We start from the raw sequence: 25,194 nt of genomic DNA, 5'->3' as shown, positions 1-25,194 counted from the left end.
AGTGTAAGCGCGAGTTAAGCCGGCGCCACCATCGCCCGCCGACTTCCTGTCAGTTGTTCTTGAGCAGCAGCCCGAGCACCACGATGCACGCGAACCACGAGATCCCGAGGATCACGGTGATGCGGTCGAGGTTGCGCTCGGCCACCGCGGAGCCGCCACCGGTCGAGGCCGCGCCGCCACCGAACATGTCGGACAGGCCGCCGCCCTTGCCCTTGTGCAGCAGCACCAGCAGGATCAGCAGCACGCTGAGGACGATCAGAGCAATCTCGAACCCGAGAACCACGACGGACCAACTCTCTCGAATCTTCGGCGAAGGGGCCGGGCCCGCTCCTCGCGGTCCGGCCCCAAAGCCTACGTTGCTGCAGTGGCGTTAGCCTACTGCCTGCTCACGGTAGCGCACGATCTTGACGAACTCGTCGGCGTCCAGGGAGGCGCCGCCGATCAGGCCGCCGTCGACGTCGGGCTTGGCCATCAGGCCGGCCGCCGACGAGGACTTCACCGAACCGCCGTACAGCACGCGGACCTTGCCGGCCAGCTCGGCGCCGTACAGCTCGGCGAGCCGGGCCCGGATCGCGCCGCAGACCTCCTGCGCGTCCTCGGGGGTGGCCACCTCGCCGGTGCCGATCGCCCAGACCGGCTCGTAGGCGACGACGACGCTCTCGGCGTCCGAGGCCGGGACGCCGTCGAGGGCGCCGTCGAGCTGGGCCAGGGTGTACGCGACGTGGGTGCCGGCCTTGCGGATCTCCAGCGGCTCGCCGATGCACAGGATCGGGGTGATCCCGTTGCGGTAGGCGGCCTTCACCTTGGCGTTGACGATCTCCTCGTTCTCGCCGTGGTACTGGCGGCGCTCGGAGTGCCCGATCACCGCGTAGGCGACCTTGAGCTTGGCCAGCATCGGGCCGGAGACCTCGCCGGTGTAGGCCCCGCCGTCGTGCTGCGAGATGTCCTGCGAGCCGTACTTGAGCTTCAGCTTGTCGCCGTCGACCAGGGTCTGCACCGAGCGCAGGTCGGTGAACGGGACCAGGACGGCGACCTCGACGGCCTCGTAGTCCTTGTCGGCCAGCGAGAACGCCAGCTTCTGGGTGTGCTGGATGGCCTCGAGGTGGTCGAGGTTCATCTTCCAGTTGCCCGCCATCAGCGGGAGACGCTCAGTCATGTCTTTCTCAGTCCTCCAGGGCGGCGAGACCGGGAAGGGTCTTGCCCTCCAGGTACTCGAGGCTCGCGCCACCGCCGGTCGAGATGTGTCCGAACTTCGCCTCGTCGAACCCCAGGGTGCGCACCGCCGCCGCCGAGTCGCCGCCGCCGACCACGGTGAACGCGTCGGAGTCGAGCAGCGCCTGGGCGACCGCCCGGGTGCCGTCGGCGAACGCCGGGTGCTCGAAGACGCCCATCGGGCCGTTCCAGAACACGGTCTTCGCGTCGGCGATCTTCTCCGCGAACAGCTGGGCGGTCCTCGGGCCGATGTCCAGGCCGAGCGCGCCGTCCGGGATCGCGTCCACGTCGACCACCGCGTAGTCCTCGACCGGGGCGCCGGTCTTGACGTCCGGGAAGCTGCCGGAGACCGCGGTGTCCAGCGGGACCACGAACTCGACGCCCTGCTCGGCGCCGCGCTTCAGGTAGTCCTGGACGACCGGGATCTGGTCCTCCTGGAGCAGCGAGGCGCCCACGCCGTGGCCCTGGGCCGCGATGAAGGTGTACATCATGCCGCCGCCGATCAGGATCCGGTCGGCCTTGCCGAGCAGGTTCTCGATCACGCCGACCTTGTCGGAGACCTTCGAGCCGCCGAGCACCACCACGTACGGGCGGGCGACGTCCTCGGTGAGGCGCTTGAGGACGCCCACCTCGGTGGCGATCAGGTCGCCGACCGCGTGCGGCAGCCGGGCCGGGAGGTCGTAGACGGAGGCGTGCTTGCGGTGCACCGCGCCGAAGCCGTCGCCGACGTACAGGTCCGCGAGGGCGGCCAGCTCGTCGGCGAACGCGCCGCGCTCGGCGTCGTCCTTGGCGGTCTCGCCGGCGTTGAAGCGCAGGTTCTCCAGCAGCGTGACCTCGCCGTCGCCGAGGGCGGCGACGGTGGCCTTCGCGCTGTCCCCGACGGTGTCGGTGGCGAACGCCACCGGACGGCCGAGGATCTCGCCGAGGCGGACCGCCACCGGCGCGAGGGAGAACTTCGGGTCCGGCTCGCCCTTGGGACGGCCCAGGTGCGAGGCGACCACCACGCGCGCGCCGCGCTCGACGAGCTTGGCGATGGTCGGCGCGACGGCGCGGATCCGGCCGTCGTCGGTGATGGTGTCACCGGACAGCGGCACGTTGAGGTCGGCGCGGACGAACACCCGCTTGCCGGAGACCTCCAGGTCTTCGATCGTCTTCACGGTCTTGCTCCTCAGGGGGTGGAACGGTGCGCAGACGGCGACACGACGGCGGGCCACCGGTATCGGGGAGTGGGACGGACGAGGGTGGGCGCAGCGGCAGGGCCCGGTCGGCGGTGACAGCCGTCCGGGCCCTGCCCCTCACGTCACGTCGACTACCGCCGGGGTCAGAGCTGGTCGCCGACCAGGGAGACCAGGTTGACCAGGCGGTTCGAGTAGCCGAACTCGTTGTCGTACCAGCCGAGCACCTTGACCTGGTTGCCCTGCGCCATGGTCAGCTGCGAGTCGAAGATGCAGGAGTGCGGGTCGTTCACGATGTCCGAGGAGACGATCGGGTCCTCGGTGTACGCCAGGTAGCCCTTGAGCGGGCCCTCCTGCGCGGCCTTCTGGAAGGCGGCGTTGACCTCGTCCTTGGTGACCTCGCGCTCCAGGGTGACCACCAGGTCGGTGATGGAGCCGGTCGGGACCGGGACGCGCAGCGAGGTGCCGTCCAGCTTGCCCTTGAGCTCCGGCAGGACCAGGGCGGTGGCCTTGGCGGCACCGGTCGAGGTCGGGATGATGTTCTGCGAGGCGGCGCGGGCGCGGCGCAGGTCCTTGTGCGGGAAGTCCAGGGTGACCTGGTCGTTGGTGAAGGCGTGCACGGTGGTCATCAGGCCCTTGACGATGCCGAAGTTCTCGTGCAGGACCTTCGCCATCGGCGCCACGCAGTTGGTGGTGCAGGAGGCGTTGGAGATGATGTCGTGCGCGGCCGCGTCGTACTTGTCGTCGTTGACGCCCAGCACGATGGTGATGTCCTCGTCGGTGGCGGGCGCCGAGATGATGACCTTCTTCGCACCGGCGGCGAGGTGCTTCTTCGCAGCCTCGGCCTTGGTGAAGATGCCGGTGGACTCGACGACGATGTCGGCGCCCAGCTCGGCCCAGGGAAGGTTGGCGGGGTCGCGCTCGGCGGTGACCTTGAAGGTGTGACCGTCGGCGGTGATGCTGTCCTCGGTGTGCGAGACCTCGCCGGGGAAGGTACCGAGAGTGGTGTCGTACTTGAGCAGGTGAGCCAGCGTCTTGGTGTCGGTCAGGTCGTTGACACCGACGATCTCGATGTCAGCGCCCTGGGACTTGACCGCACGGAAGAAGTTGCGGCCGATGCGGCCGAACCCGTTGATGCCTACCCGGATCGTCACGAACCGATCTCCTCTTAGGTACGCCGGGCCGGAGCCCGACGGGGGTGAAATTTGGGTTGTCCCCGACCACTGCTGACCCTACCTCGCCCAAGTGTCGCAAGGCACATCGCCTCACCGGTAGGGCGCGGCGGCCCGGACGTGCGCAGGGGGCGTGCGCGACGGGCGGCGGCGGGTGCCGCTGCCTGCCGCGCACGCCCCCTGCGGTGCGCCTCGGGACGGTTGACGGGCCGTCAGTTCAGGGCCATCTCCTCGGTCAGGTTGGCCTCGGTGTTCGGCAGGCCGAGTTCGGCGGCCCGCTTGTCGGCCATCGCCAGCAGCCGGCGGATCCGCCCGGCCACCGCGTCCTTGGTCAGCGGCGGGTCGGCGAGCGCGCCGAGCTCCTCCAGCGAGGCCTGCTTGTGCTGCATGCGCAGCGCGCCGGCCGCGGCCAGGTGCTCGGGCACCTCCTCGCCGAGGATCTCCAGGGCGCGCTGCACCCGGGCGCCCGCGGCGACCGCGGCCCGGGCCGAGCGGCGCAGGTTGGCGTCGTCGAAGTTGGCCAGCCGGTTGGCGGTGGCCCGCACCTCGCGGCGCATCCGGCGCTCCTCCCAGGCCAGCACCGACTCGTGCGCGCCGAGCCGGGTGAGCAGCGCGCCGATCGCGTCGCCGTCGCGGATCACCACCCGGTCGACGCCGCGCACCTCGCGGGCCTTGGCCGGGATGCCGAGCCGGCGGGCCGCGCCGACCAGGGCGAGCGCCGCCTCCGAGCCGGGGCAGGTGATCTCCAGGGAGGAGGAGCGGCCGGGCTCGGTCAGCGAGCCGTGGGCGAGGAAAGCGCCGCGCCAGGCGGCCTCCGCGTCGCAGGTCGCCCCGGAGACCACCGCCGGGGGCAGGCCCCGGATCGGCCGCCCTCGTCCGTCCACCAGCCCGGTCTGCCGGGCCAGCAGCTCGCCGTCCTTCACCACCCGCACCACGTACCGGCTGCCGCGTCGCAGCCCGCCGGGGGCCATCACCACCAGATCCGAGGAGTGTCCGAAGATCTCCAGGAGGTCCTTGCGCAGCCGCCGGGCCGCAATGCCGGTGTCCAGCTCCGCCTCGATCACGATGCGGCCGCTCACAATGTGCAGTCCGCCCGCAAAACGCAGGATCGCCGAGACCTCCGCCTTGCGGCAGCAGGCACGGGTGACGGGAAGCCGGGAGATCTCGTCTTTCACCGCTGCCGTCATCGCCATGGGCCGATCCTTCCATGAGTCCGGAAAATCCGGTCGTACGCGGCGGCCAAGAGCTCCGCGTCGTGTCGCGGCGTCCCGTCGTCGCGGGCCACCGAGTCGAGCACCAGGGCGGCGCCCATCCGCTCGGCGGCCTGTTCCAGGCCGGCCAGGTCGGCCACGCCGAAGGCGCCGCCGCTGACCGCCCGCTCGTCCACCAGGATCGCATCCACCGCCAGGCCGGGGGCGTGGTCGGCGATCACCTCCAGGTGGCGCTGCGGGGTGAAGCCCTCGGTCTCGCCGGGCTGCGGGGCGAGGTTGAGGGTGAGCAGGCGGCGGGCCCGGGTCTCGGTGAGCGCCTTGGCCAGCTCGGGGACCAGCAGGTGCGGCAGCACGCTGGTGAACCAGGAGCCGGGGCCGAGCACCACCCAGTCCGCCTCCAGGACGGCCTGCACGGCCTCCGGGACGGCCGGCGGCCCGTCCGGCAGCAGCCGGATCGACTGCACGGTGCCGGGCGTGACCGCCACCGCGGCCTGGCCGCGGACCGCGGACACCTCGCCGGGCCGCAGCGGGTCGTGGCCGCGGACCTGCGCCTCGATGTCCAGCGGGACGGCCGACATCGGCAGCACCCGGCCCTGCACGTTCAGCAGCCGGCCGACCCAGTTCAGCGCCTCCACCGGGTCGCCAAGCTTCTCCCACAGCGCCACGATCAGCAGGTTGCCCACCGCGTGGCCGCCGAGCTCGCCGGTGCCGGCGAAGCGCTGCTGGATCACCTCGGACCAGGTCCGGCCCCACTCGTCGTCGCCGCAGAGCGCGGCCAGCGCCTTGCGCAGGTCGCCGGGCGGCAGCACCCCCAGCTCGGTGCGCAGCCGGCCGCTGGAGCCGCCGTCGTCGGCGACGGTGACCACGGCGGTCAGTTCGGTGGTGAGCCGGCGCAGCGCGGACAGCGACGCGGACAGACCCTGGCCGCCCCCCAGCGCGGCGATCTTCGGCACGCCGGGGCGCGGCTGGACGGCCCGCTCGGCCGGTCTGGTCCGGAGCTGCAGCCGCGCTGGCAGGTATCCCGTCACGCCGACCCCATGTTCCTGTCTCGTGCTCGGCCGGGGCGGCGGTGCGGGGGTTCCCCGGCCGCCTACTCCCGGCCCATGTCCCGGTGGACCAGCACCGTCTCGACCCCGTCCGCGATCAGACGCTTGGTCAGCTGCTCGGACATCGCCACGCTGCGGTGCTTGCCTCCGGTGCAGCCTACGGCAAGCGTCATGTAGCGCTTCCCCTCCCGGCGGTAGCCCTCGGTGACGATCCGCAGCAGCTCGGTGTACCCGTCCACGAACTGCTGGGCCCCGGGCTGCTGGAAGACGTACTCCGCCACCTCCGGGTCCGTGCCGGTGCGGGCCCGCAGCTCGGGCACCCAGTGCGGGTTGGGCAGGAAGCGGCAGTCCACCACCAGGTCGGCGTCGACCGGCAGGCCGTACTTGAAGCCGAAGGACATCACGGTGGCGCGCAGCTCCGGCTCGTCCTGGCCGGCGAACTGGGCGTCCATCTTGGCGCGCAGCTGGTGCACGTTGAGGTTGGAGGTGTCGACCACCAGGTCGGCCTCGCCGCGCAGCTCGCGCAGCAGCTCGCGCTCCTGGGCGATGCCGTCGACGATCCGGCCGTCGGCCTGGAGCGGGTGCGGGCGGCGGACCGACTCGAAGCGGCGCACCAGCGCGTCGTCGGAGGAGTCCAGGAAGACCACGCGCAGCCGCACGCCGCGCTTCTCCAGCTCCTCCAGCGAGGTCAGCAGGTCGTCGAAGAAGGTCCGGCCGCGGACGTCGACCACGACGCCGATCCGCGGCACCGCGCCCTGCGAGCGGGCCCCGAGGTCGACCATGGTGGGGATCAGCGCGGGCGGCAGGTTGTCGACCACGAACCAGCCGAGGTCCTCCAGGCACTTCGCGGCGGTGGAACGACCCGCCCCCGACATGCCCGAGATGATCACCAGCTCGGGGGTGGTCTCCCCCCCGTTGGACACTGTCACGTCTCTTCCCCGCTTCTCGGTACTGCTGTGGCCGTGCTGTCTTCGATGATCTCGCCGGTCGCGGTGTTGACCGCGAATGCGGCGGGTGTACGGGAGGCCAAGGCTGCGGCAACAGTCTCGGCGGTGCGGCGCCCGACCCCGGGGACCTCGCACAGTTCGTCGACGGTCGCCGCCCGCAGCTTCTTCAGCGAACCGAAGTGCTTGAGCAGGGCCCGGCGGCGAGTCTCGCCCAGCCCGGGGACCGAGTCCAGCTCCCCCGCCGTGAGCCGCTTGGCGCGCTTGGCCCGCTGGTAGGTGATGGCGAAGCGGTGCGCCTCGTCGCGGACCCGCTGGAGCAGGTACAGGCCCTCGCTGGAGCGCGGCAGCACCACCGGGTCGTCCTGGCCGGGCAGCCACACCTCCTCCAGCCGCTTGGCCAGCCCGCACACCGCGACGTCGTCGATGCCCAGCTCGTCCAACGCCCGGACGGCGGCGGCGACCTGGGGCTGCCCGCCGTCGACCACCAGCAGCTGCGGCGGGTAGGCGAAGCGCTTGGGGCGGCCGTTCTCGTCGAGCGGCGAACCGTCCTCCTCCGGGGCCTCCTCGGGCACCGCCCACTCGCCGGTGCGCTCGCGCTCCTGGAGGTAGCGGCGGAAGCGGCGGGTGATCACCTCGTGCATCGAGCGGACGTCGTCCTGGCCCTCGAAGCCCTTGATCTGGAACCGGCGGTACTCGCTCTTGCGGGCCAGGCCGTCCTCGAACACCACCATGGACGCCACCACGTCCTCGCCCTGGAGGTGCGAGATGTCGAAGCACTCGATGCGCAGCGGCACCGAGTCCAGCTCCAGCGCCTCGGCGATCTCCTGGAGGGCGCGGCTGCGGGTGGTGAGGTCGGAGGCGCGCTTGGTCTTGTGCAGCGCCAGCGCCTGCTGGGCGTTGCGCTGCACGGTCTCCATCAGGTCCTTCTTGTCGCCGCGCTGCGGGACCCGCAGGTCGACCTGGGCGCCGCGCAGGCCGGTGAGCCACTCGTGCACGGCCTCCTCGGGCAGCGCGGGGACGAGCACCTCGCGCGGGACCTGCTCGCTGCCCTCGCCGTACAGCTGCTGGAGGGCGTGCTCGACCAGGCCCGCGGTGTCGACGTCCTCGACCCTGTCGGTGACCCAGCCGCGCTGGCCGCGCACCCGGCCGCCGCGGACGTGGAAGATCTGCACGGCGGCCTCGAGTTCGTCCTCGGCCAGGGCCAGCAGGTCGGCGTCGGTGCCGTCGCCGAGCACCACCGCGTTCTTCTCCATGGCGCGTTGCAGCGCGGCCAGGTCGTCGCGCAGCCGGGCGGCCTTCTCGTACTCCATCTCGGCGGCGGCCTGCTGCATCTGCTGTTCCAGCCGGCGCAGGTGACCGCCCGTCCGGCCGGCCATGAAGTCGCAGAACTCCTCGGCGAGTTCGCGGTGCTCGGCGGCGCTCACCCGGCCCACGCAGGGCGCCGCGCACTTGCCGATGTAGCCGAGCAGGCAGGGGCGGCCGACCTGCTGGGCGCGCTTGAAGACGCCGTTGGAGCACGTCCGCACCGGGAAGACCCGCAGCAGCAGGTCGACCGTCTCGCGGATCGCCCAGGCGTGCCCGTACGGGCCGAAGTAGCGCACGCCCTTCTTGTGCGCCCCGCGCATCACCTGGACCCGGGGGAACTCCTCGTTCAGGGTGACGGCGAGCTCCGGGTAGCTCTTGTCGTCCCGGTACTTGACGTTGAACCGCGGGTCGAACTCCTTGATCCAGGAGTACTCCAGCTGGAGCGCCTCGACCTCGGTGGACACCACCGTCCACTCCACGGACGCCGCGGTGGTCACCATCGTCGCGGTGCGCGGGTGCAGGTTCGCCACGTCCTGGAAGTACGAGGAGAGCCGCTGGCGCAGGCTCTTCGCCTTCCCCACGTAGATGACCCGGCCGTGCGCGTCACGGAACTTGTACACCCCGGGCGAGAGCGGGATCGCCCCCGGCGCCGGTCGGTAGGTGGACGGGTCTGCCATGCCCCTACCGTACCGACTGGCGCGGACACTCCGCGGCGTCCGGCGGGGTTCGTCAGCTCTTGGTGACCTGGAGGTTCCCGTTCTGCACCGCGACCCGGTAGGCGGGCAGCGGCGCGGGGGCCGGGCCGTCCTGCACCGCGCCGTCGGAGATCCCGAACCGGCTGCCGTGGCACAGGCACTGGATCTGCTCCTTGACGACGCCGTTGACCAGGCAGCCGGCGTGGGTGCACTTGGCGCTGAACGCCTTGTACTCCCCGGCGGTCGGCTGGGTCACCACGACGCCCTGCTCCCGGTACACCTTCCCGCCGCCGACCGGGACGTCCGCGGCCGCGCCGAGGTCGACCGGGACGGCGGACGCGCCCTTGCCGTCGCCCTGGGCGGCGGAGGAGCACCCGGCCGCGGTGGCCCCGGCGAGCGCGACGGCCGCGCAGCACAGGACGGTCCGGCGGGAGGCGGTGGGCTCGGGCATCGGGACTCCTCGGTGCGGGAAGGGGCGCCGAGCAACGTAGCACGCGCGCAGCGGACCGCCCGGGGAGCGGCCTGCGCTCCCCGGGCGGTCCTCGCTCGCCCCCGGTGCTACTTCCTGCGCCGCTTGGCGGCGGGCGCCGCGTCCGAGACGCCCGGCAGGATGTCGCGCAGGAACTTGCCGGTGTGGCTGGCGGTGGAGGCCGCGACCTCCTCCGGGGTGCCCTCGATGACCACGCTGCCGCCGCCGGAGCCGCCCTCGGGGCCCATGTCGACCAGCCAGTCGGCGGTCTTGATGACGTCGAGGTTGTGCTCGATGACGATGACGGTGTTGCCCTTCTCGACCAGCCCCTCCAGGACCTTGATCAGCTTGCTGATGTCCTCGAAGTGCAGGCCGGTGGTGGGCTCGTCCAGGACGTAGACCGTCCGCCCGGTGGAGCGCTTCTGCAGCTCGGCGGAGAGCTTGACCCGCTGGGCCTCGCCGCCGGAGAGGGTGGTGGCGGGCTGGCCGAGCCGGACGTAGCCGAGGCCGACCTCCTTGAGCGTCCTGAGGTGGCGGGCGATCGCGGGGACGGCCTCGAAGAAGTCGAGCCCCTCCTCGATCGGCATGTTCAGCACCTCGGCGATGGACTTGCCCTTGTAGTGGACCTCCAGCGTCTCCCGGTTGTAGCGGTCGCCGTGGCAGACCTCGCAGGGGACGTAGACGTCCGGCAGGAAGTTCATCTCGATCTTGATGGTGCCGTCGCCGGAGCAGTTCTCGCAGCGGCCGCCCTTGACGTTGAACGAGAACCGGCCGGGCAGGTAGCCGCGGACCTTGGCCTCCTGGGTCTCCGCGAACAGCTTGCGCACGTGGTCGAAGACGCCGGTGTAGGTGGCCGGGTTGGAGCGCGGGGTCCGGCCGATCGGGGACTGGTCGACGTGCACCACCTTGTCGACCAGGTCGGTGCCGGTGATCCGGGTGTGCCGGCCGGGGACGCTGCGGGCGCCGTTCAGCTCGCGGGCCAGGTGCGCGTACAGGATGTCGTTGACCAGCGTGGACTTGCCGGAGCCGGAGACGCCGGTGACGGCGGTGAAGGTGCCCAGCGGGAAGGCGACCGTGACGTCCTTGAGGTTGTGCTCGCGGGCGCCGTGCACCACCAGCTGGCGCTTCTTGTCGCGCGGGCGGCGGGTCTCCGGGATCGGGATGGCGCGCTTGCCCGACAGGTACTGGCCGGTCAGCGACTCCTCGTTGGCCAGCAGCTCCTTCAGCGAGCCGGAGTGCACCACCTTGCCGCCGTGCTCGCCGGCGCCGGGGCCGATGTCGACGATCCAGTCGGCGGTCTTGATGGTGTCCTCGTCGTGCTCGACGACGATCAGCGTGTTGCCGATGTCGCGCAGCCGGACCAGGGTCTCGATCAGCCGGTGGTTGTCGCGCTGGTGCAGGCCGATGGACGGCTCGTCCAGCACGTACAGCACGCCGACCAGGCCGGAGCCGATCTGGGTGGCCAGCCGGATGCGCTGGGCCTCGCCGCCGGAGAGGGTGCCGGCGGCGCGGTTGAGCGAGAGGTAGTCGAGGCCGACGTCCACCAGGAAGCGCAGCCGCTCCAGCACCTCCTTGAGCACCCGCTCGGCGATCTGCTTGTCCCGGCGGTCCAGCCGCAGCGCGCCCAGGAAGTCCGCGCAGTCGCTGATCGACATCGCGGAGACCTCGGCGATGGACTTCTCCATCACCGTCACGGCCAGCACCACCGGCTTGAGCCGGGTGCCCTTGCAGGTCGGGCAGGGCACCTCGCGCATGTAGCCCTCGAAGCGCTCGCGCCCGGCGTCGCTCTCCGACTCGGAGTGCCGGCGGGTCACGAACGGGACGACGCCCTCGAAGGCGGTGGTGTAGGAGCGCTCGCGGCCGTAGCGGTTGCGGTAGCGGACCTCGACCTGGGTCTTGTGGCCGTACAGCAGCGCCTTGCGGGCCCGGACCGGCAGCCCGGCCCACGGGATGTCGGTGCGGAAGCCGAGCTCGCCGGCCAGCGCGTTGACCAGCCGCTGGAAGTACTCCTTGGTGGCGCCCTGCGACCAGGGGTGGATGGCGCCCTCGTCCAGCGACTTCTCCTCGTCGGGGACGAGCAGCTCCGGGTCGACCTCCATCCGGTTGCCCAGGCCGGAGCAGTCCGGGCAGGCGCCGAACGGGGAGTTGAAGGAGAAGGAGCGCGGCTCCAGCTCCTCGAAGGAGACGTCGTCGTACGGGCAGTAGAGGTGCTCCGAGAACATCTTCTCGCGCTCGGGGTCGTCCTCCGCCAGGTCGACGAAGTCGAGCACCACCATGCCGCCGGCCAGCTTGAGCGCGGTCTCCACCGAGTCGGTGAGCCGGCGCTTGGCGCCCGCCTTCACCGTGAGGCGGTCGATGACCACCTCGATGGTGTGCTTCTCCTGCTTCTTGAGCACCGGCGGCTCGGTCAGCTGGACGGTCTGCCCGTCCACCCGGGCCCGGGCGTAGCCCTTGGACTGCAGGTCGGCGAAGAGGTCGACGAACTCGCCCTTGCGCTCCCGGACCACCGGGCTGAGCACCTGGAACCGGGTGCCCTCGGGCAGCTCCAGCACCTTGTCGACGATGGCCTGCGGCGACTGCCGAGCGATCGGGCGCCCGCAGTGCGGGCAGTGCGGCTTGCCGATCCGGGCGAACAGCAGGCGCAGGTAGTCGTACACCTCGGTGATGGTGCCGACGGTGGAACGGGGGTTGCGGCTGGTGGACTTCTGGTCGATCGAGACGGCCGGGGAGAGGCCCTCGATGAAGTCCACGTCCGGCTTGTCCATCTGCCCGAGGAACTGCCGGGCGTACGAGGACAGCGACTCGACGTAGCGCCGCTGGCCCTCGGCGAAGATCGTGTCGAAGGCGAGGGAGGACTTGCCGGACCCGGAGAGGCCCGTGAAGACGATGAGGGAGTCCCTGGGCAGGTCGAGCGAGACGTTCTTGAGGTTGTGCTCACGTGCACCACGGACGACGAGGCGGTCTGCCACTGCTACTGGCGCCTTTCTCCGGGTCGAAGGGAGGAGGGGGATGTGCTTCTTCGTGCTTCTTCCAGGATGCGCCCGCCAGCGTACTGGCTCATTCGTTCGAATCTGAGCCGGTCGGCCGGAGCCACCCGGACGGGTGAACGGCACCCGCGCTCGACGGTAGCGTCAACGACTGACAACCGGACCGGGCAACGCCCCGGGCCCGCACCGCACCGCCTCGACCCGTTTTCCCGACCGTCGAAAGGCCATGCCCGATGAGCGACGCCACCACCGCGGCCACCACCGCCGCGGCCGCCGCAGCCGAGCGGCTGCGGGCCACCGCGGAGAGCACCGACCTGCTGCTGCACACCCTCGCCGAGCTGGAGCCCGCGGCGGTGTTCGAACCCTCCGCCCTGTCCGGCTGGACCCGCGGGCACCTGCTGACCCACCTCGCCCGCAACGCGGACTCCCTGGTCAACCTGCTCACCGGCGCCCGCACCGGGCGGCAGGTCCCGCAGTACGCCACCCCGCAGACGCGGGACGCCGACATCGAGGCCGGGGCCGGACGCCCGCTGGCCGAGCAGGTCGCCGACCTCCGGGAGAGCCAGCGGCGCTTCCAGGACTTCGCCGCCGGGCTGGAGCCCGAGCACTGGGCCGCCCCGATCACCCACCGCGACGGCACCGTCTTCCCGGCCTGGCAGGTGCCGGGGAAGCGGCTGATCGAGCTGGAGTACCACCACGTCGACCTGAACGCCGGCTACACCCCGGCACACTGGCCCGAGCCGTTCGCCGTCGCCGAGTTCCAGCGGCTGGGCGCGCGCCTCGCCGCGCGGGACGACCTGCCCGACCTGCTGCTGGTCGCCGAGGACGCCGGGCTCCGGGTCCGGCTCGGCGGCGGCGGTGACAGCAGCGACGGCACCGGCGCCGGCGACGGCGGGGCGCCCGGGCTGGTCGCCGAGGGCCCGGTGCGGGCGCTCACCGGCTGGCTGTCCGGCCGCTCGGACGGGGACGGCCTCCAGGTCCACCGCGGCGACGAGGGCCTGGTCGACCCCCGCGGCGCACTGCCCGCGCTCCCCCCGATGGGATGATGGGCTGCGAGTGGACGGAATTGACGGAATCGGCGGAACAGCCCGGCGGCGAGCGAGGAGCGGCGTGATGACGTACCACGGAGCGGTGAAGGTCGGCGGGGCACCGGACGTCCGGGAGCTGGCCCACCTGATCATCACCAAGGTCGCGGTCGGACCGCACGACAACAACGCGTACCTGCTGCGCTGCCGGGCCACCGACGAGCAGCTGCTGATCGACGCCGCCGCCGACGCGCCGGTGCTGCTGGAGACCGTCGGCCCCCGGCTGGCCGCGGTGGTCACCACCCACCGGCACCGCGACCACTGGGGCGCGCTGGCCGAGGTGGTCGCCGTCACCGGGGCCCGCACCATGGCCGGGCGGATCGACGCCGAGGGCATCGACGTGCCCACCGACCTCCCGCTGGAGGACGGCTCGGTGGTCCGCTTCGGGCAGATCGAGCTGACCGTCCGCCACCTGGTGGGCCACACCCCCGGCGCGATCGTGCTGCTCTACGACGACCCGCAGGGCCACCCCCACCTGTTCACCGGCGACTGCCTGTTCCCGGGCGGCGTGGGCAACACCTGGGGCGACCCGGCCGCCTTCGACTCGCTCTTCCGGGACGTCAACGAGAAGGTCTTCGACCGGCTCCCGGACGAGACCTGGGTCTACCCGGGCCACGGCGACGACACCACCCTGGGCGCCGAGCGCCCGCACCTGCCGGAGTGGCGCGAGCGCGGCTGGTGAGCACGACGGCCCGGGGCCCCGCCGCAGCAGTGCGGCGGGGCCCCGGGCGGGCACGACCGGATCAGGGCCGCGGGCCGGATCAGGCGTCGATCTTCGCGGGCTCCTCGGCCCGCTCGGCCCGCTGCTGCTTCCGCGCGGCGACCAGGCTGGTCACGGTGGTGACCGCCAGGGTCAGCACGATGAAGCCCAGCGAGACCGGGATGCTGATCTCCGGGACGTGCACGCCGCTCTCGTGCAGCGCGTGCAGCACCAGCTTGACGCCGATGAAGCCGAGGATCACCGACAGGCCGTAGGAGAGGTGGACCAGCTTCTTCAGCAGGCCGCCGATCAGGAAGTACAGCTGGCGCAGGCCCATCAGCGCGAAGGCGTTGGCCGTGAAGACGATGTACGGGTCCTGGGTGAGGCCGAAGATGGCCGGGATCGAGTCCAGGGCGAACAGCACGTCGGTGGTGCCGATCGCCAGCATCACGATCAGCATCGGGGTCATCAGCCGGCGGCCGTTCTCCCGGATCAGCAGCTTGGTGCCGTGGTAGCGGTCGGTGGACGGGAAGCGTCGCTCGATCGACTTGAGCAGGCGGTTCTCCTCGAACTCCTCCTCGTCCTCGTCGGCCCGGGCCTCCTTGATCAGCTTCCAGGCCGTCCAGACCAGGAAGGCGCCGAAGAGGTAGAACACCCAGGAGAAGTTCGACACCACCGCCGCGCCGCCGGCGATGAAGACCGCCCGCAGCACCAGGGCGATGATCACGCCGAACATCAGCACCCGCTGCTGGTAGATCCTGGGCACCGCGAACTTGCCCATGATCAGGATGAACACGAACAGGTTGTCGACGCTGAGCGACTTCTCGGTGATGTAGCCGGCGAAGAACTCGCCGGACGGCTTCCCGCCGCCGTACCACCAGAGGAAGCCGCCGAACAGCCCGGCCAGGGCCACCCAGACCGCCGTCCAGATGCCGGCCTCCCTCACGGAGACCTCGTGCGGCTTGCGGCCGCCGATGAAGAAGTCGGCCACGATCAGGGCGATCAGCACCGCGATGGTGCCGGCCCACAGGCCCGCGGATACGTCCATGTCTGCTCCTCCGGCAGATAGGCGAACACTCGTCACTGCCGGAGGTCTCTTCCGCCGCGCGGCCCGCTCCCGGCGGGTACCGCACGGCCAGCGCCCCGGGGCGCCGCGATGGGCGCCCGTGATGACGGGGTCGCTGAACGGGGAATACTCCCCTCCGCTCCCAGAAGGTTAACAGGAAGCCCAAGGAAAGGTAAAGAAGGTAAAGAAGCCCCGCTGTCGAAGGGTCAGAGGAACGGCTCGATGAAGGGCAGCATGTCCCGGAAGGTGCGGCCGCTGGCCGGGGCGCCGATGGCGGTCATCCTCCAGCCGCTCTCGCCGTCCCGCTCGACCTTGGCCATGATCTGCCCGGTGTGCGGGCCGCCGCCGGTCAGCTCGTAGCGGGCCAGCTCCTTGCCGGTGGTCTCGTCGACCAGCCGGCAGTGCGCGTTCTGCACCTCCATGAAGTTCTGGCCGCTGTACGAGCTGACGGTGAAGACGATCTGGGTGACCCGCTGGGGCACCTTGGTCAGGTCGACCAGGATGCTCTCGTCGTCGCCGCCCGCCCCGACCCCGCCGACCAGGTTGTCGCCGGTGTGCCGGACCGAGCCCTCGTTGCTGACCAGGTGGGAGAAGAACACCACGTCGCTCATCGCCTTGCCGTCGTACAGCAGGGCGGACGCGTCGAGGTCGATCTCCTTGGGGCGGCGGCTGAAGAAGCCGCGCTTGCCGGGGGCGGACTTCCACCCGAGGCCCATCCGGACCACGGACAGGGTCTCGCCGGTGGACTTCAACAGGCTCACGCTCTGGCCCTTGGCCAGGTTCACGGACACGCTGCCGACCTCTGCTTCCTCCGGGCCCCGCCCGGCGTCCTGTCGCACCTCCGGCCGTACCCGGAACATCCCGGCCCCGGGCAGACCGCGCCCCACCCTACGCCGACGCACCGCCGTTGCACCGCCGGTGCGGCGCCGAAGGGTCGGGCTGTGGCCAAACTACGACACAACGGCACCCGCCGGACGGGGAATCGCCCCCGTCCGACCGCGGGTGACGCCGGATCAGGCCATTCCCGCCTCGCGCATCTGGCGCAGCTCGCGCTTGAGCTCCTTGACCTCGTCGCGCAGCCGGGCCGCCACCTCGAACTGCAGCTCGGCCGCGGCGGTGTGCATCCGGTCGGTCATGCCCTGGATCAGCTCGGCGAGTTCGGCCGCGGGCAGGCTCTTCGCGGGCTTGCGCTCGATGCCCAGCGCCGGGACCGGCGCCTTGCCCTTGCCCTGCTGCCGGTAGCCGGTGGCGAGCAGCTCCTCGGTGTCGACGTCCTCCCCGGCCATGGTGGAGAGCAGGTCGCCGATCTTCTTCCGCAGCGGCTGCGGGTCGATCCCGTGCTCCTCGTTGTACGCCTGCTGGACGGCGCGCCGGCGGTTGGTCTCGCTGATCGCCAGCTCCATCGCCGGGGTGATCTTGTCGGCGTACATGTGCACCTGGCCGGAGACGTTGCGCGCGGCGCGGCCGATGGTCTGGATCAGCGAGGTGCCGGAGCGCAGGAAGCCCTCCTTGTCCGCGTCCAGGATCGCGACCAGCGAGACCTCGGGCAGGTCGAGTCCCTCGCGGAGCAGGTTGATGCCGACCAGCACGTCGTACTCGCCGGCCCGCAGCTCGCGCAGCAGCTCGATCCGGCGCAGCGTGTCGACGTCGCTGTGCAGGTAGCGGACCCGGATGTCGAGGCCGAGGAAGTAGTCGGTGAGGTCCTCGGCCATCTTCTTGGTGAGCGTGGTGACCAGGACGCGCTCGTCCTTCTCCACCCGCTGCCGGATCTCGTGCACCAGGTCGTCGATCTGGCCCTCGGTCGGCTTGACGATCACCTCGGGGTCGATCAGGCCGGTCGGGCGGATGATCTGCTCGACCTGGCCGTCGCCGCGGGCCAGCTCGTACTTGCCCGGGGTGGCCGACAGGTAGACGGTCTGGCCGATCCGCTGCTGGAACTCCTCCCACTTCAGCGGCCGGTTGTCCATCGCCGAGGGCAGCCGGAAGCCGTGCTCGACCAGGGTGCGCTTGCGCGAGGCGTCGCCCTCGTACATCGCGCCGATCTGCGGGACGGTGACGTGCGACTCGTCGATGACCAGGAGGAAGTCCTCCGGGAAGTAGTCGAGCAGCGTGTTCGGCGGGGAGCCGGGCTCGCGGCCGTCGAAGTGCATCGAGTAGTTCTCCACGCCCGAGCAGGTGCCGATCTGGCGGAGCATCTCGATGTCGTAGGTGGTGCGCATCCGCAGCCGCTGGGCCTCCAGCAGCTTGCCCTGCTTCTCCATCCGGGCCAGCGTCTGCTCCAGCTCGGCCTCGATGCCGCCGATCGCCCGCTCCATCCGCTCCGGGCCGGCCACGTAGTGCGAGGCGGGGAAGACGTAGACCGAGTCGTCCTGGCTGATCACCTCGCCGGTCAGCGGGTGCAGCGTGTACAGCGCCTCGATCTCGTCGCCGAACATCTCGATCCGGACGGCGAGCTCCTCGTAGACCGGGAAGATCTCGACCGTGTCGCCGCGGACCCGGAAGGTGCCGCGGGTGAACGCCAGGTCGTTGCGGGTGTACTGGATGTCGACGAAGCGGCGCAGCAGGGCGTCCCGGTCGACCTCCTCGCCGACCTTCAGGCGGACCATCCGGTCGACGTACTCCTGCGGGGTGCCGAGGCCGTAGATGCAGGAGACGGACGCGACCACGATCACGTCCCGCCGGGTGAGCAGGCTGTTGGTGGCGGAGTGGCGCAGCCGCTCGACCTCCTCGTTGATCGAGGAGTCCTTCTCGATGTAGGTGTCCGTCTGCGGGACGTACGCCTCGGGCTGGTAGTAGTCGTAGTACGAGACGAAGTACTCGACCGCGTTGTTCGGCAGCAGCTCGCGGAACTCGTTCGCCAGCTGGGCGGCCAGCGTCTTGTTCGGCGCCATCACCAGGGTGGGGCGCTGCAGCTTCTCGATCATCCAGGCGGTGGTGGCCGACTTGCCGGTGCCGGTCGCGCCGAGCAGGACGACGTCCTTCTCGCCGGCGCGGACGCGGCGCTCCAGCTCGGCGATGGCCGCCGGCTGGTCACCGTTGGGTTGGTAGGGGCTGACGACCTCGAAGGGCGCCACGGACCGCTCGATACTCGTGATGGGACGCACGCCCTCCACGGTACGACCGGCCACCGACAACGCGGTGGTTACTTCGCGGAGTCCCGGGCCAGCGCGACCAGCCGGGAGACCGCCCGCAGGTACTTCTTGCGGTAGCCGCCGCGCAGCATCTCCTCGGTGAACACCCGGTCGAACGGCACGCCCGAGGCGGTGACCGGCAGCTCCCGGTCGTACATCCGGTCGGCCAGCACCACCAGCCGCAGCGCGGTCGCCTGGTCGTCCACCTGCCGCACCCCGCGCAGGAACACCGCGCCCACCTCGTCCAGCAGCGCGCCGTACCGGCTGGGGTGCACCTCCTTCAGGTGCTCCAGCAGCGCGTCGAAGTCGTCCAGCGACGCGCCCGGGGTGCGGGCCGCGCGGGCGGTCACCTCGGCGTCGGTGTACGGCGGCGGGGCGTCGGGCAGCCCGCGGTGCCGGTAGTCCTGGCCGTCGATCCGCACCGGGCGGAAGTGCGCGGACAGGCCCTGGATCTCCCGCATGAAGTCGGCGGCGGCGAACCGGCCCTCGCCGAGCTTCTCCGGCAGCGTGTTCGAGGTCGCGCACAGCTTGACGCCGTTCTCCACCAGCCGGCCCAGCAGGGTCGAGACCAGCACGGTGTCGCCCGGGTCGTCCAGTTCGAACTCGTCGATGCAGAGCAGCCGGTGCGAGCTGAGCGTCCGCACCGCGCCCTGGAAGGTCAGCGCGCCCACCAGGTTGGTCAGCTCCACGAACGTCCCGAACGCCTTCGGGCCGGGCACCGCGTGCCAGAGCGAGGCCAGCAGGTGCGTCTTCCCCACGCCGTACCCGCCGTCCAGGTAGATCCCGGCCGGCCCGGTGGGCGCGGGGGCGGCACGGCGGAACCAGCCGCGCTTCGGCGGCTCGGCGGCGCTGTTCAGCCCGGCGGCGAAGGACTCCAGGATCTGGACGGCCTCGTACTGGCTCGGCTGCGAGGAGTCCGGCAGGTAGCTGCCGAAGCTCACCCCGGCGAAGCGCGGCGGCGGCACCATCTCGGCGACCAGCCGCTCGGCCGGCACCACCGGGCGCCGGTCGGTCAGGGCTATCGCGGTGTGAATATCGGACTCCGAGGCAGCAGACACGGAACAACAGGGTACTCGCGCCACGAGAACCGCTGCGCGACAGGGCGAAGGCAGGGGCGCGGGGAACTGCGCGGCCGACCGAGCACGCACCGCGAGATCGCGACGCGGGACGGGAGCCTGCACCGTGCCGCGACCTCGCTGACGCGCTCCTCCCGCAGCGCGCAGTTCCCCGCGCCCCTGTTGCGCGCTCTCCGGCCGAACGCCTCCGGCTGAGAGACTCGGGGCATGAGGCAACTGATCGGCGACACCCCCGGCCCTCCCGGCAGCCCCGAGTGGCTGGCGCAGGCGTACGCGTACCCGGCGGAGGGGGCGTGGCTGCGGGCGAACATGGTCACCTCGCTGGACGGCGCGGCCCGGCTGGACGGCCTCTCGGAGGGGCTGTCCGGCGAGGCGGACAAGCGGATCTTCGGGGTGCTGCGGGCGCTGTGCGACGTGGTGCTGGTGGGGGCCGAGACGGTGCGGGCGGAGGGCTACCGGCCGGCCCGGGCCCGGGCCGGCTTCGCGGCGCGGCGGGCCGCCGCGGGCCAGCTGCCGGCGCCGGTGATCGCGGTGGTGTCGCGGAGCCTGGAGCTGGACCTGTCGGCGCCGCTGTTCACCGAGCCGCTGGTGCCCACGGTGGTGGTCACCACCGTCGACGCGCCGGCCGACCGGCTGGCCGAGGTCGCCGCCGCAGCCGATGTGATCACCGCAGGAACGGGCTCGGTGGACCTCCCCCGGGCGGTGGCCGCGCTCACGGAGCGTGGCTGGCGCCGCCAGCTCACGGAGGGCGGGCCCCGCCTGCTCGGTCAGCTCGCGGCGGACGGCCTGCTGGACGAGTTGTGCCTGTCGGTGGCGCCCCTGGTGACGGCGGGTGATTCACCGAGGATCGTGAACGGGCCGGGAATCCCGGACGTCCGACCGATGCGGCTGGTGTCATTGATCGAGGAGAAAGGTTTCCTCTTCACCCGCTATCTGCGGCCGACCGATCCGGACCGCTCCCCGAGCGTCCCAGCCCGCACCCGAGCCACATCCTGACCGATGTGGATCATGTGATCCGTGTGGCGCGTGTGCAGCGTGAGGAATCCTTCCTCCGGGCACTATGAAGGAGGGGAGCAGGGAGCCGGACCCGGGGGCCCGCACCAGCGAAGGGACTCACGTGTTCAAGACCGTACTGATGATCGAAAAGGCGCTCTCCGACGCCGACGTGGAGCTGGTCACCACGCTCCACGGCGAGGAGAAGGTCTCCTTCGTCGTCCTGATGCAACCCCGCGGCAAGCAGGACGAGCTGCTGCGTGCCCTGGACGACGTGGCCCTCGGCCATCTGGACAAGGCGGTGCACGAACGCGACGAGGGCGAGGAGGAGACGCCGACCCTCGCGGGCGAATCCCTCGAACACAGCCTGCGCCACCTGCGGCGCGCCGGGGCGGAGGCGGTCGGCGAGGTGGTCGAGGCGCACCCGCTGGTGCGGCTGCGCGAGGTGGTGGAGGAGAACCGGGCCGACGAGGTGCTGGTGCTGACCTCGCCGCACTTCGTCGAGGAGTTCTTCCACCGGGACTGGGCCTCCCGCGCCCGGCACGAGGTGGGCGTCCCGGTGCTCAAACTGTTCGCCAGCGAAGCCTGACCGCCCTCCCGGTTAGGGCAGAATCGTCCCGTAGTCCCGTAGACGTTCCACGGAGCTACGGGACGATCCCACCTCCTCACGCCCGTACGGAGCCAGCCTTGAACGACGCCGCCCACGACCTGCACGCCCCGCACTTCATCGGCATCGGCGGCGCCGGCATGTCCGGCCTGGCGAAGATCCTCGCGGTGCGCGGCGCGACCGTCTCGGGGTCCGACGCGAAGGAGTCGGAGACCGTGCGGGCGCTGCGCGAGCTGGGCGCGACGGTGTTCGTCGGGCACGCGGCGGAGCACCTCCCGGCCGGGACCAGCAGCGTGGTGGTCTCCAGTGCGATCCGCGCCGACAACCCGGAGCTGGTGGCCGCGCGGGAGCGCGGCGTCCCGGTGGTGCACCGCTCGGACGCGCTGGCGGCGCTGATGGGCGGTCGCCGGGCGCTCGCGGTGGCGGGCACCCACGGCAAGACCACCACCACCTCGATGCTGGCGGTCAGCCTGGGCGAGCTGGGCCTGGAGCCCTCGTACGCGATCGGCGGCGACCTGGACGCGCCGGGGTCGAACGCGCACCACGGGGCGGGCGAGATCTTCGTCGCGGAGGCGGACGAGAGCGACCGCAGCTTCCACAAGTACGCGCCCGAGGTGGCGATCGTGCTGAACGTGGAGCTGGACCACCACGCCAACTACGCGTCGATCGAGGAGATCTACGAGTCCTTCGAGACCTTCGTCGGCCGGATCCAGCCCGGCGGCACCCTGGTGGTCTCCGCCGACCACGCGGGCGCCCGCGAGCTGACCCGCCGGGTGGCCGGGCGGGACGGGCTGAACGTGGTGACGGTCGGCGCCGCCGAGGACGCCGACCTGCGGGTGCTGAAGGTCGAGGCGCGCGGCATGACCAGCGAGGTGACGGTCGAGCTGGACGGCGAGCCGCTGACCTTCACCGTCTCGGTGCCCGGCCGGCACTACGCGCACAACGCGGTCGCGGCGCTGGCCGCGGGCATCGCGCTGGGCGTCCCGGCCGACGGGCTGGCGAAGGCGCTGGGCGCGTACACCGGGGTGCGGCGGCGGCTCCAGCTCAAGGGCGAGGCGCGCGGCGTGCAGGTGATCGACTCCTACGCGCACCACCCCACCGAGATGGCCGCCGACCTGGAGGCGATCCGGGAGGCGGCGGGCACGGGCCGGGTGCTGGTGGTCTTCCAGCCGCACCTGTTCTCCCGCACCCAGCAGCTCGCCGAGGAGATGGGCGGGGCGCTGGCGCTGGCCGACGCCTCGGTGGTGCTGGACATCTACCCGGCCCGCGAGGACCCGATCCCCGGCGTCACCGCCGAGCTGATCATCGACGCGGCCCGCCGGGCCGGCGCCGACGTCCGGGCCGAGCACGACTTCGCCGCCGCCCCCGCGCTGCTGGCCGCGCTGGCCGCCCCCGGCGACCTGGTGCTGACCATGGGCGCGGGCGACGTCACCAACCTGGGCCCGGAAATTCTGGCCGCCCTGGCCGACGTTGCACCTGCTGTCTGACGTCCCCGTCCGAGCTGGAGAGTGCCGTGAGCTACGAGGTCCAGAAGTCCGACGCCGAGTGGCGCGCCGAGCTGACTCCGGAGGAGTACCACGTGCTCCGCGAGGCCGGCACCGAGCGGCCGTTCGTCGGCGAGTACACCGACACCCGGACGGTCGGCGTGTACAGCTGCCGGGCGTGCGGCGCGGAGCTGTTCAGCAGCGAGACCAAGTTCGACAGCCACTGCGGGTGGCCGTCGTACTACTCGCCGCTGGCCGGTGACTCGGTGGAGTACCTGGAGGACAGCAGCCTCGGCATGCGCCGGGTCGAGGTGCGCTGCAAGAAGTGCGGCAGCCACCTGGGGCACGTCTTCGAGGGCGAGGGGTACGACACCCCGACCGACCAGCGGTACTGCATCAACTCGATCTCGCTGCGGTTCGAGCCCGCCGAGTAGGCTCCGCGCCCGCCCGCCCGCGTGGAAGACTGGATCTTCTTCCGAACGGTCTTGGACGTGGGTGGGGCGGGCGTGGCACGGCGGCGGTCTTCCGGGGTGTGGTCGGTACTGGCTGAGGCGCAGCGCGAGCAGCATCGCCGCGCGGAGGCCCAGCGCAAGGCGGCCGCCGCCCGGCAGCGCGAGAGCGAACGGGCGCAGCGAGAGGCGCAGCGGGCGGCCGCCCGGGGTGAGCGCGAGGCGGTGAAGGCGTACCAGCAGGGGCGGGAGTCGGACGCCGCCCGGCGCAGCGCCGAACTGGACGGGCGGGTCGCCGAGTTGCGCGGGGTGCTGGCGGCCGGGCTGGCCGGCCCCGGCTTCGTGCTGGCCGGGGGCGGGCGTCCCGCGGTGCCGCCGTTCGACCCCGGTCCGCTGGGCGTGCCGGTGCCGATGCCCGACCAGGATTGGTACCTGGTGCCGCCCCCGTCCGGCCCGCAGGCGTACCAGCCGGGGGCGCGCCGGCAGTGGGAGGAGCAGTCCGCGCAGGCCCGGGCCAGGTTCGAGTACGACTGGCAGGCCGCCTGGGCCGCCGAACAGCACCGGCAGCGCCAACTCGCCGACTACCGCGCCCAGTACGACGCCTGGGCGGCCGAGCGGCACCGGCTGCTGGCCGGGCGGTCCGCCCAGGCCGGCGAGCTGACGGCGCGGCTGCGGGCGGGCGAGCCGGCGGCGGTCGCCGAGTACTTCGAGGCGGTGGTCGACTGGCGCGAGGACTGGCCGGACGGCTTCCCCGCCGACGGCGAGACCTCCTGGGACGCCTCGACCCGGCGGTTGGTGGTGCGCTGGGAGCTGCCGCCGTACGAGGTGGTGCCGAGCGTCGGCCGGTACCGCTACGTCCGCTCCGAGGACCGCGAGGACGAGGTCGCCCGGCCCGCCGGGCAGCGCCGGGAGCTCTACCGCGAGGTGCTGGCGCAGTGCGCGCTGCGGGTGCTGGCCGAGGTGTTCCGGGCCGACACCGACGGCCTGCTCGCCTCGGTGGGCCTGAACGGCGTGGTGGTCGCCCCCGATCCGGCGACCGGGCAGCAGGGCGAGCGCTGCCTGCTGACCGTGGAGGCCGACCGCGCCGCTTTCGAGGCGCTGGCCCTGGACCGGGTCGCCCCGCTGGACTGCCTGGTCGACGCGCTCGGCGGCCGGATCTCCGCCCGGCCGGAGAAGGGCGAGGCCGTCCCGGAGCTCCCCACCGCCTTCGCCGCGGCCGGCGAGGAGCCCGACCTGTTCGCCATGGACCCGCTGGAGTTCGAGCGGCTGATCGCCGAGCTGTTCCGCCGCCGGGGCCTGCGCACCAGCACCACCGCGCGCAGCGGCGACGAGGGCGTGGACGTGCTGGCCGAGGACCCGGACCCGATCACCGGCGGGAAGATCGTCATCCAGGCCAAGCGCTACCGGCACACCGTCTCGCCGGGCGCGGTGCGCGACCTGGAGTCCACCATGCGCCACCAGGGCGCCAACCGGGGCATCCTGGTGACCACTTCGGGCTTCGGCCCGGGCTCCCGCAAGCACGCCGAGAACAAACCGCTCACCCTGGTGGACGGCCCGCTGCTGCTCGCGCTGCTCCGCGAGCACGGCCTCCCCGGCCGGCTGGGCCCGGCCCCCGCGGCCCCCGCCGTCGCCGTGCCGCGCACCGCCGCCCCCGCCGCCGAACTGGTGCCGGGCCAGAACCTGGTGCTGCCCGACGGCGAGCTGCGGGTGGTGTTCCGGGCCGGCGGCGCGGAGGCCGACCTGACGCTGCTGCTGCTCGACGCGGACGGCAAGGTCCGGCACGACGGGGACTTCGTCTTCTACCACCAACCGGAGGCGGAGGGCGGCGCCGTGACGCTCCGTCCGGACGAGCGCAGCGCCACCGTCCGGACCGGGCGGCTCCCGGCGGCGGTGCGGCGGGTGGCGGTCTCGGTCAACCTGGACGCGGACGGCGACGGCAGCTGCGCGGACCTGGTCGACCCGGTGGTGGAGCTCTCCTCCGGCGACGGCAGCTGGCTGTTCCGGCCGCCGGCCGACCCGGCGGTCTCCGCGATGCTGGTCGCCGAGGTGTACCGGCACCCGGCCGACGGCTGGAAGCTGCGCGCGGTCGGCCAGGGCTGGTCGGACGGCCTGGCCGGCCTGGCCCGCGACCACGGCGTGGACGTCGCCTAGTAGTGCTTCGTTAGGTTCTGGTTCTGCGTCTGGTTCTTGTGCGGGGTAGGGGGCGGTTGCAGGTGGCGCAGGTGCCGGTCCAGCCCTTGAGCAGGTCCTGGAGGAGGTCCAGGGCCTGGTAGAGGGTCAGTCCGGCGCCGGTGCTTTTGGGTCGAGCCGCCTGAGGGTGAGGAATGCCTGGGCGGCGGTGACGAGGGTGACGTGGTGGTGCCAGCCGCGCCAGGTGCGTCCCT

The 25,194-nt window shown here is 72.1% G+C and carries 21 protein-coding genes; 7 read left to right on the top strand and 14 right to left on the bottom strand.

The window, feature by feature from the left end; all coding sequences use genetic code 11:
• Nucleotides 1-49 precede the first annotated feature (49 nt).
• The 10 genes from secG to uvrA form a co-directional block, all read right to left on the bottom strand.
• Nucleotides 50-283 (bottom strand): preprotein translocase subunit SecG, encoded by a 234-nt coding sequence (secG, locus tag ACIP60_RS29355; protein WP_100840258.1) that lies wholly within the window; start codon nt 281-283, stop codon nt 50-52.
• Between the two features lie 87 nt (nt 284-370).
• Nucleotides 371-1,156: a triose-phosphate isomerase gene (tpiA, locus tag ACIP60_RS29350; RefSeq protein ID WP_400689846.1), complete on the bottom strand. Its 786-nt coding sequence runs from the start codon at nt 1,154-1,156 to the stop codon at nt 371-373.
• Between the two features lie 7 nt (nt 1,157-1,163).
• Entirely contained in the window at nt 1,164-2,369 is a 1,206-nt protein-coding gene (locus tag ACIP60_RS29345) for a phosphoglycerate kinase (protein ID WP_400689843.1), read from the bottom strand.
• Between the two features lie 164 nt (nt 2,370-2,533).
• The gene (gene gap / locus ACIP60_RS29340; protein ID WP_100840261.1) at nt 2,534-3,541 is read right to left on the bottom strand and encodes a type I glyceraldehyde-3-phosphate dehydrogenase; all 1,008 of its coding nucleotides are present in this window, start codon (nt 3,539-3,541) and stop codon (nt 2,534-2,536) included.
• A gap of 230 nt (nt 3,542-3,771) precedes the next feature.
• A complete protein-coding gene (gene whiA, locus ACIP60_RS29335) occupies nt 3,772-4,752 on the bottom strand; it encodes a DNA-binding protein WhiA (RefSeq protein WP_014138611.1) in 981 nt (326 codons plus the stop codon).
• Nucleotides 4,743-5,774 carry a uridine diphosphate-N-acetylglucosamine-binding protein YvcK gene (yvcK, locus tag ACIP60_RS29330; protein WP_100840701.1) on the bottom strand — a complete coding sequence of 344 codons (1,032 nt, stop codon included), beginning with the start codon at nt 5,772-5,774 and terminating at the stop codon, nt 4,743-4,745. Before yvcK ends, whiA begins: the two co-directional genes overlap by 10 nt.
• Nucleotides 5,775-5,860: 86 nt before the next feature.
• Nucleotides 5,861-6,739, bottom strand: coding sequence for an RNase adapter RapZ (gene rapZ, locus ACIP60_RS29325; protein ID WP_100840262.1), 879 nt, complete (start codon nt 6,737-6,739; stop codon nt 5,861-5,863).
• A 2-nt stretch (nt 6,740-6,741) separates the two neighbouring features.
• Complete coding sequence (gene uvrC / locus ACIP60_RS29320) at nt 6,742-8,745, bottom strand: excinuclease ABC subunit UvrC (RefSeq protein WP_400689837.1); 2,004 nt, start codon at nt 8,743-8,745, stop codon at nt 6,742-6,744.
• A gap of 52 nt (nt 8,746-8,797) precedes the next feature.
• Complete coding sequence (locus ACIP60_RS29315; protein ID WP_400689835.1) at nt 8,798-9,214, bottom strand: Rieske (2Fe-2S) protein; 417 nt, start codon at nt 9,212-9,214, stop codon at nt 8,798-8,800.
• 107 nt (nt 9,215-9,321) lie between these two features.
• On the bottom strand, nt 9,322-12,201 hold the full coding sequence (gene uvrA, locus ACIP60_RS29310; protein ID WP_400689832.1) for an excinuclease ABC subunit UvrA: 2,880 nt from the start codon (nt 12,199-12,201) through the stop codon (nt 9,322-9,324).
• Between the two features lie 251 nt (nt 12,202-12,452).
• Here uvrA and ACIP60_RS29305 point away from each other — a divergent pair, with 251 nt between their 5' ends.
• Together ACIP60_RS29305 and ACIP60_RS29300 are read left to right on the top strand one after the other, a co-directional pair.
• Complete coding sequence (locus tag ACIP60_RS29305; RefSeq protein ID WP_400689829.1) at nt 12,453-13,265, top strand: maleylpyruvate isomerase family mycothiol-dependent enzyme; 813 nt, start codon at nt 12,453-12,455, stop codon at nt 13,263-13,265.
• Between the two features lie 67 nt (nt 13,266-13,332).
• The gene (locus tag ACIP60_RS29300) at nt 13,333-13,986 is read left to right on the top strand and encodes an MBL fold metallo-hydrolase (protein ID WP_400689826.1); all 654 of its coding nucleotides are present in this window, start codon (nt 13,333-13,335) and stop codon (nt 13,984-13,986) included.
• 79 nt (nt 13,987-14,065) lie between these two features.
• Here ACIP60_RS29300 and ACIP60_RS29295 read toward each other — a convergent pair whose 3' ends face one another.
• The 4 genes from ACIP60_RS29295 to zapE form a co-directional block, all read right to left on the bottom strand.
• Nucleotides 14,066-15,052 (bottom strand): TerC family protein, encoded by a 987-nt coding sequence (locus ACIP60_RS29295; protein WP_400689823.1) that lies wholly within the window; start codon nt 15,050-15,052, stop codon nt 14,066-14,068.
• A gap of 224 nt (nt 15,053-15,276) precedes the next feature.
• Complete coding sequence (locus ACIP60_RS29290; protein WP_400689820.1) at nt 15,277-15,861, bottom strand: TerD family protein; 585 nt, start codon at nt 15,859-15,861, stop codon at nt 15,277-15,279.
• 222 nt (nt 15,862-16,083) lie between these two features.
• Entirely contained in the window at nt 16,084-18,174 is a 2,091-nt protein-coding gene (gene uvrB / locus ACIP60_RS29285) for an excinuclease ABC subunit UvrB (protein WP_400689817.1), read from the bottom strand.
• A 38-nt stretch (nt 18,175-18,212) separates the two neighbouring features.
• Nucleotides 18,213-19,169 carry a cell division protein ZapE gene (gene zapE / locus ACIP60_RS29280; protein ID WP_400690232.1) on the bottom strand — a complete coding sequence of 319 codons (957 nt, stop codon included), beginning with the start codon at nt 19,167-19,169 and terminating at the stop codon, nt 18,213-18,215.
• A gap of 315 nt (nt 19,170-19,484) precedes the next feature.
• Between zapE and ACIP60_RS29275 the strand changes: the two genes are divergently transcribed.
• The 5 genes from ACIP60_RS29275 to ACIP60_RS29255 all read left to right on the top strand — a co-directional run bounded on the left by ACIP60_RS29275 (nt 19,485) and on the right by ACIP60_RS29255 (nt 24,961).
• Nucleotides 19,485-20,273: a pyrimidine reductase family protein gene (locus ACIP60_RS29275; protein WP_400689814.1), complete on the top strand. Its 789-nt coding sequence runs from the start codon at nt 19,485-19,487 to the stop codon at nt 20,271-20,273.
• A gap of 121 nt (nt 20,274-20,394) precedes the next feature.
• A complete protein-coding gene (locus ACIP60_RS29270) occupies nt 20,395-20,859 on the top strand; it encodes an indole-3-glycerol phosphate synthase (RefSeq protein ID WP_100840273.1) in 465 nt (154 codons plus the stop codon).
• 98 nt (nt 20,860-20,957) lie between these two features.
• Nucleotides 20,958-22,364 carry a UDP-N-acetylmuramate--L-alanine ligase gene (gene murC, locus ACIP60_RS29265; RefSeq protein ID WP_400689810.1) on the top strand — a complete coding sequence of 469 codons (1,407 nt, stop codon included), beginning with the start codon at nt 20,958-20,960 and terminating at the stop codon, nt 22,362-22,364.
• Between the two features lie 26 nt (nt 22,365-22,390).
• Nucleotides 22,391-22,795, top strand: coding sequence for a peptide-methionine (R)-S-oxide reductase MsrB (gene msrB, locus ACIP60_RS29260; protein WP_400689807.1), 405 nt, complete (start codon nt 22,391-22,393; stop codon nt 22,793-22,795).
• A 96-nt stretch (nt 22,796-22,891) separates the two neighbouring features.
• Nucleotides 22,892-24,961 (top strand): restriction endonuclease, encoded by a 2,070-nt coding sequence (locus tag ACIP60_RS29255; protein ID WP_400689804.1) that lies wholly within the window; start codon nt 22,892-22,894, stop codon nt 24,959-24,961.
• Nucleotides 24,962-25,194 lie beyond the last annotated feature (233 nt).

Origin of the sequence: Kitasatospora sp. NPDC088783 (assembly GCF_044750705.1) — a bacterium.
Lineage (GTDB): Bacteria > Actinomycetota > Actinomycetes > Streptomycetales > Streptomycetaceae > Kitasatospora > Kitasatospora fiedleri.
Note: the sequence above shows the minus strand (reverse complement) of the source record. Positions and strands in the feature narration are given on the sequence as shown.

Coding starts and splice junctions, on each gene's coding strand:
- ACIP60_RS29315 (WP_400689835.1), bottom strand. CDS start 9,214: ATGCCCGAGCCCACCGCCTCCCGCCGGACCGTCCTGTGCTGCGCGGCC.
- whiA (WP_014138611.1), bottom strand. CDS start 4,752: ATGGCGATGACGGCAGCGGTGAAAGACGAGATCTCCCGGCTTCCCGTC.
- ACIP60_RS29305 (WP_400689829.1), top strand. CDS start 12,453: ATGAGCGACGCCACCACCGCGGCCACCACCGCCGCGGCCGCCGCAGCC.
- tpiA (WP_400689846.1), bottom strand. CDS start 1,156: ATGACTGAGCGTCTCCCGCTGATGGCGGGCAACTGGAAGATGAACCTC.
- ACIP60_RS29295 (WP_400689823.1), bottom strand. CDS start 15,052: ATGGACGTATCCGCGGGCCTGTGGGCCGGCACCATCGCGGTGCTGATC.
- uvrC (WP_400689837.1), bottom strand. CDS start 8,745: ATGGCAGACCCGTCCACCTACCGACCGGCGCCGGGGGCGATCCCGCTC.
- ACIP60_RS29275 (WP_400689814.1), top strand. CDS start 19,485: ATGAGGCAACTGATCGGCGACACCCCCGGCCCTCCCGGCAGCCCCGAG.
- ACIP60_RS29300 (WP_400689826.1), top strand. CDS start 13,333: ATGACGTACCACGGAGCGGTGAAGGTCGGCGGGGCACCGGACGTCCGG.
- zapE (WP_400690232.1), bottom strand. CDS start 19,169: ATGGTGCCGCCGCCGCGCTTCGCCGGGGTGAGCTTCGGCAGCTACCTG.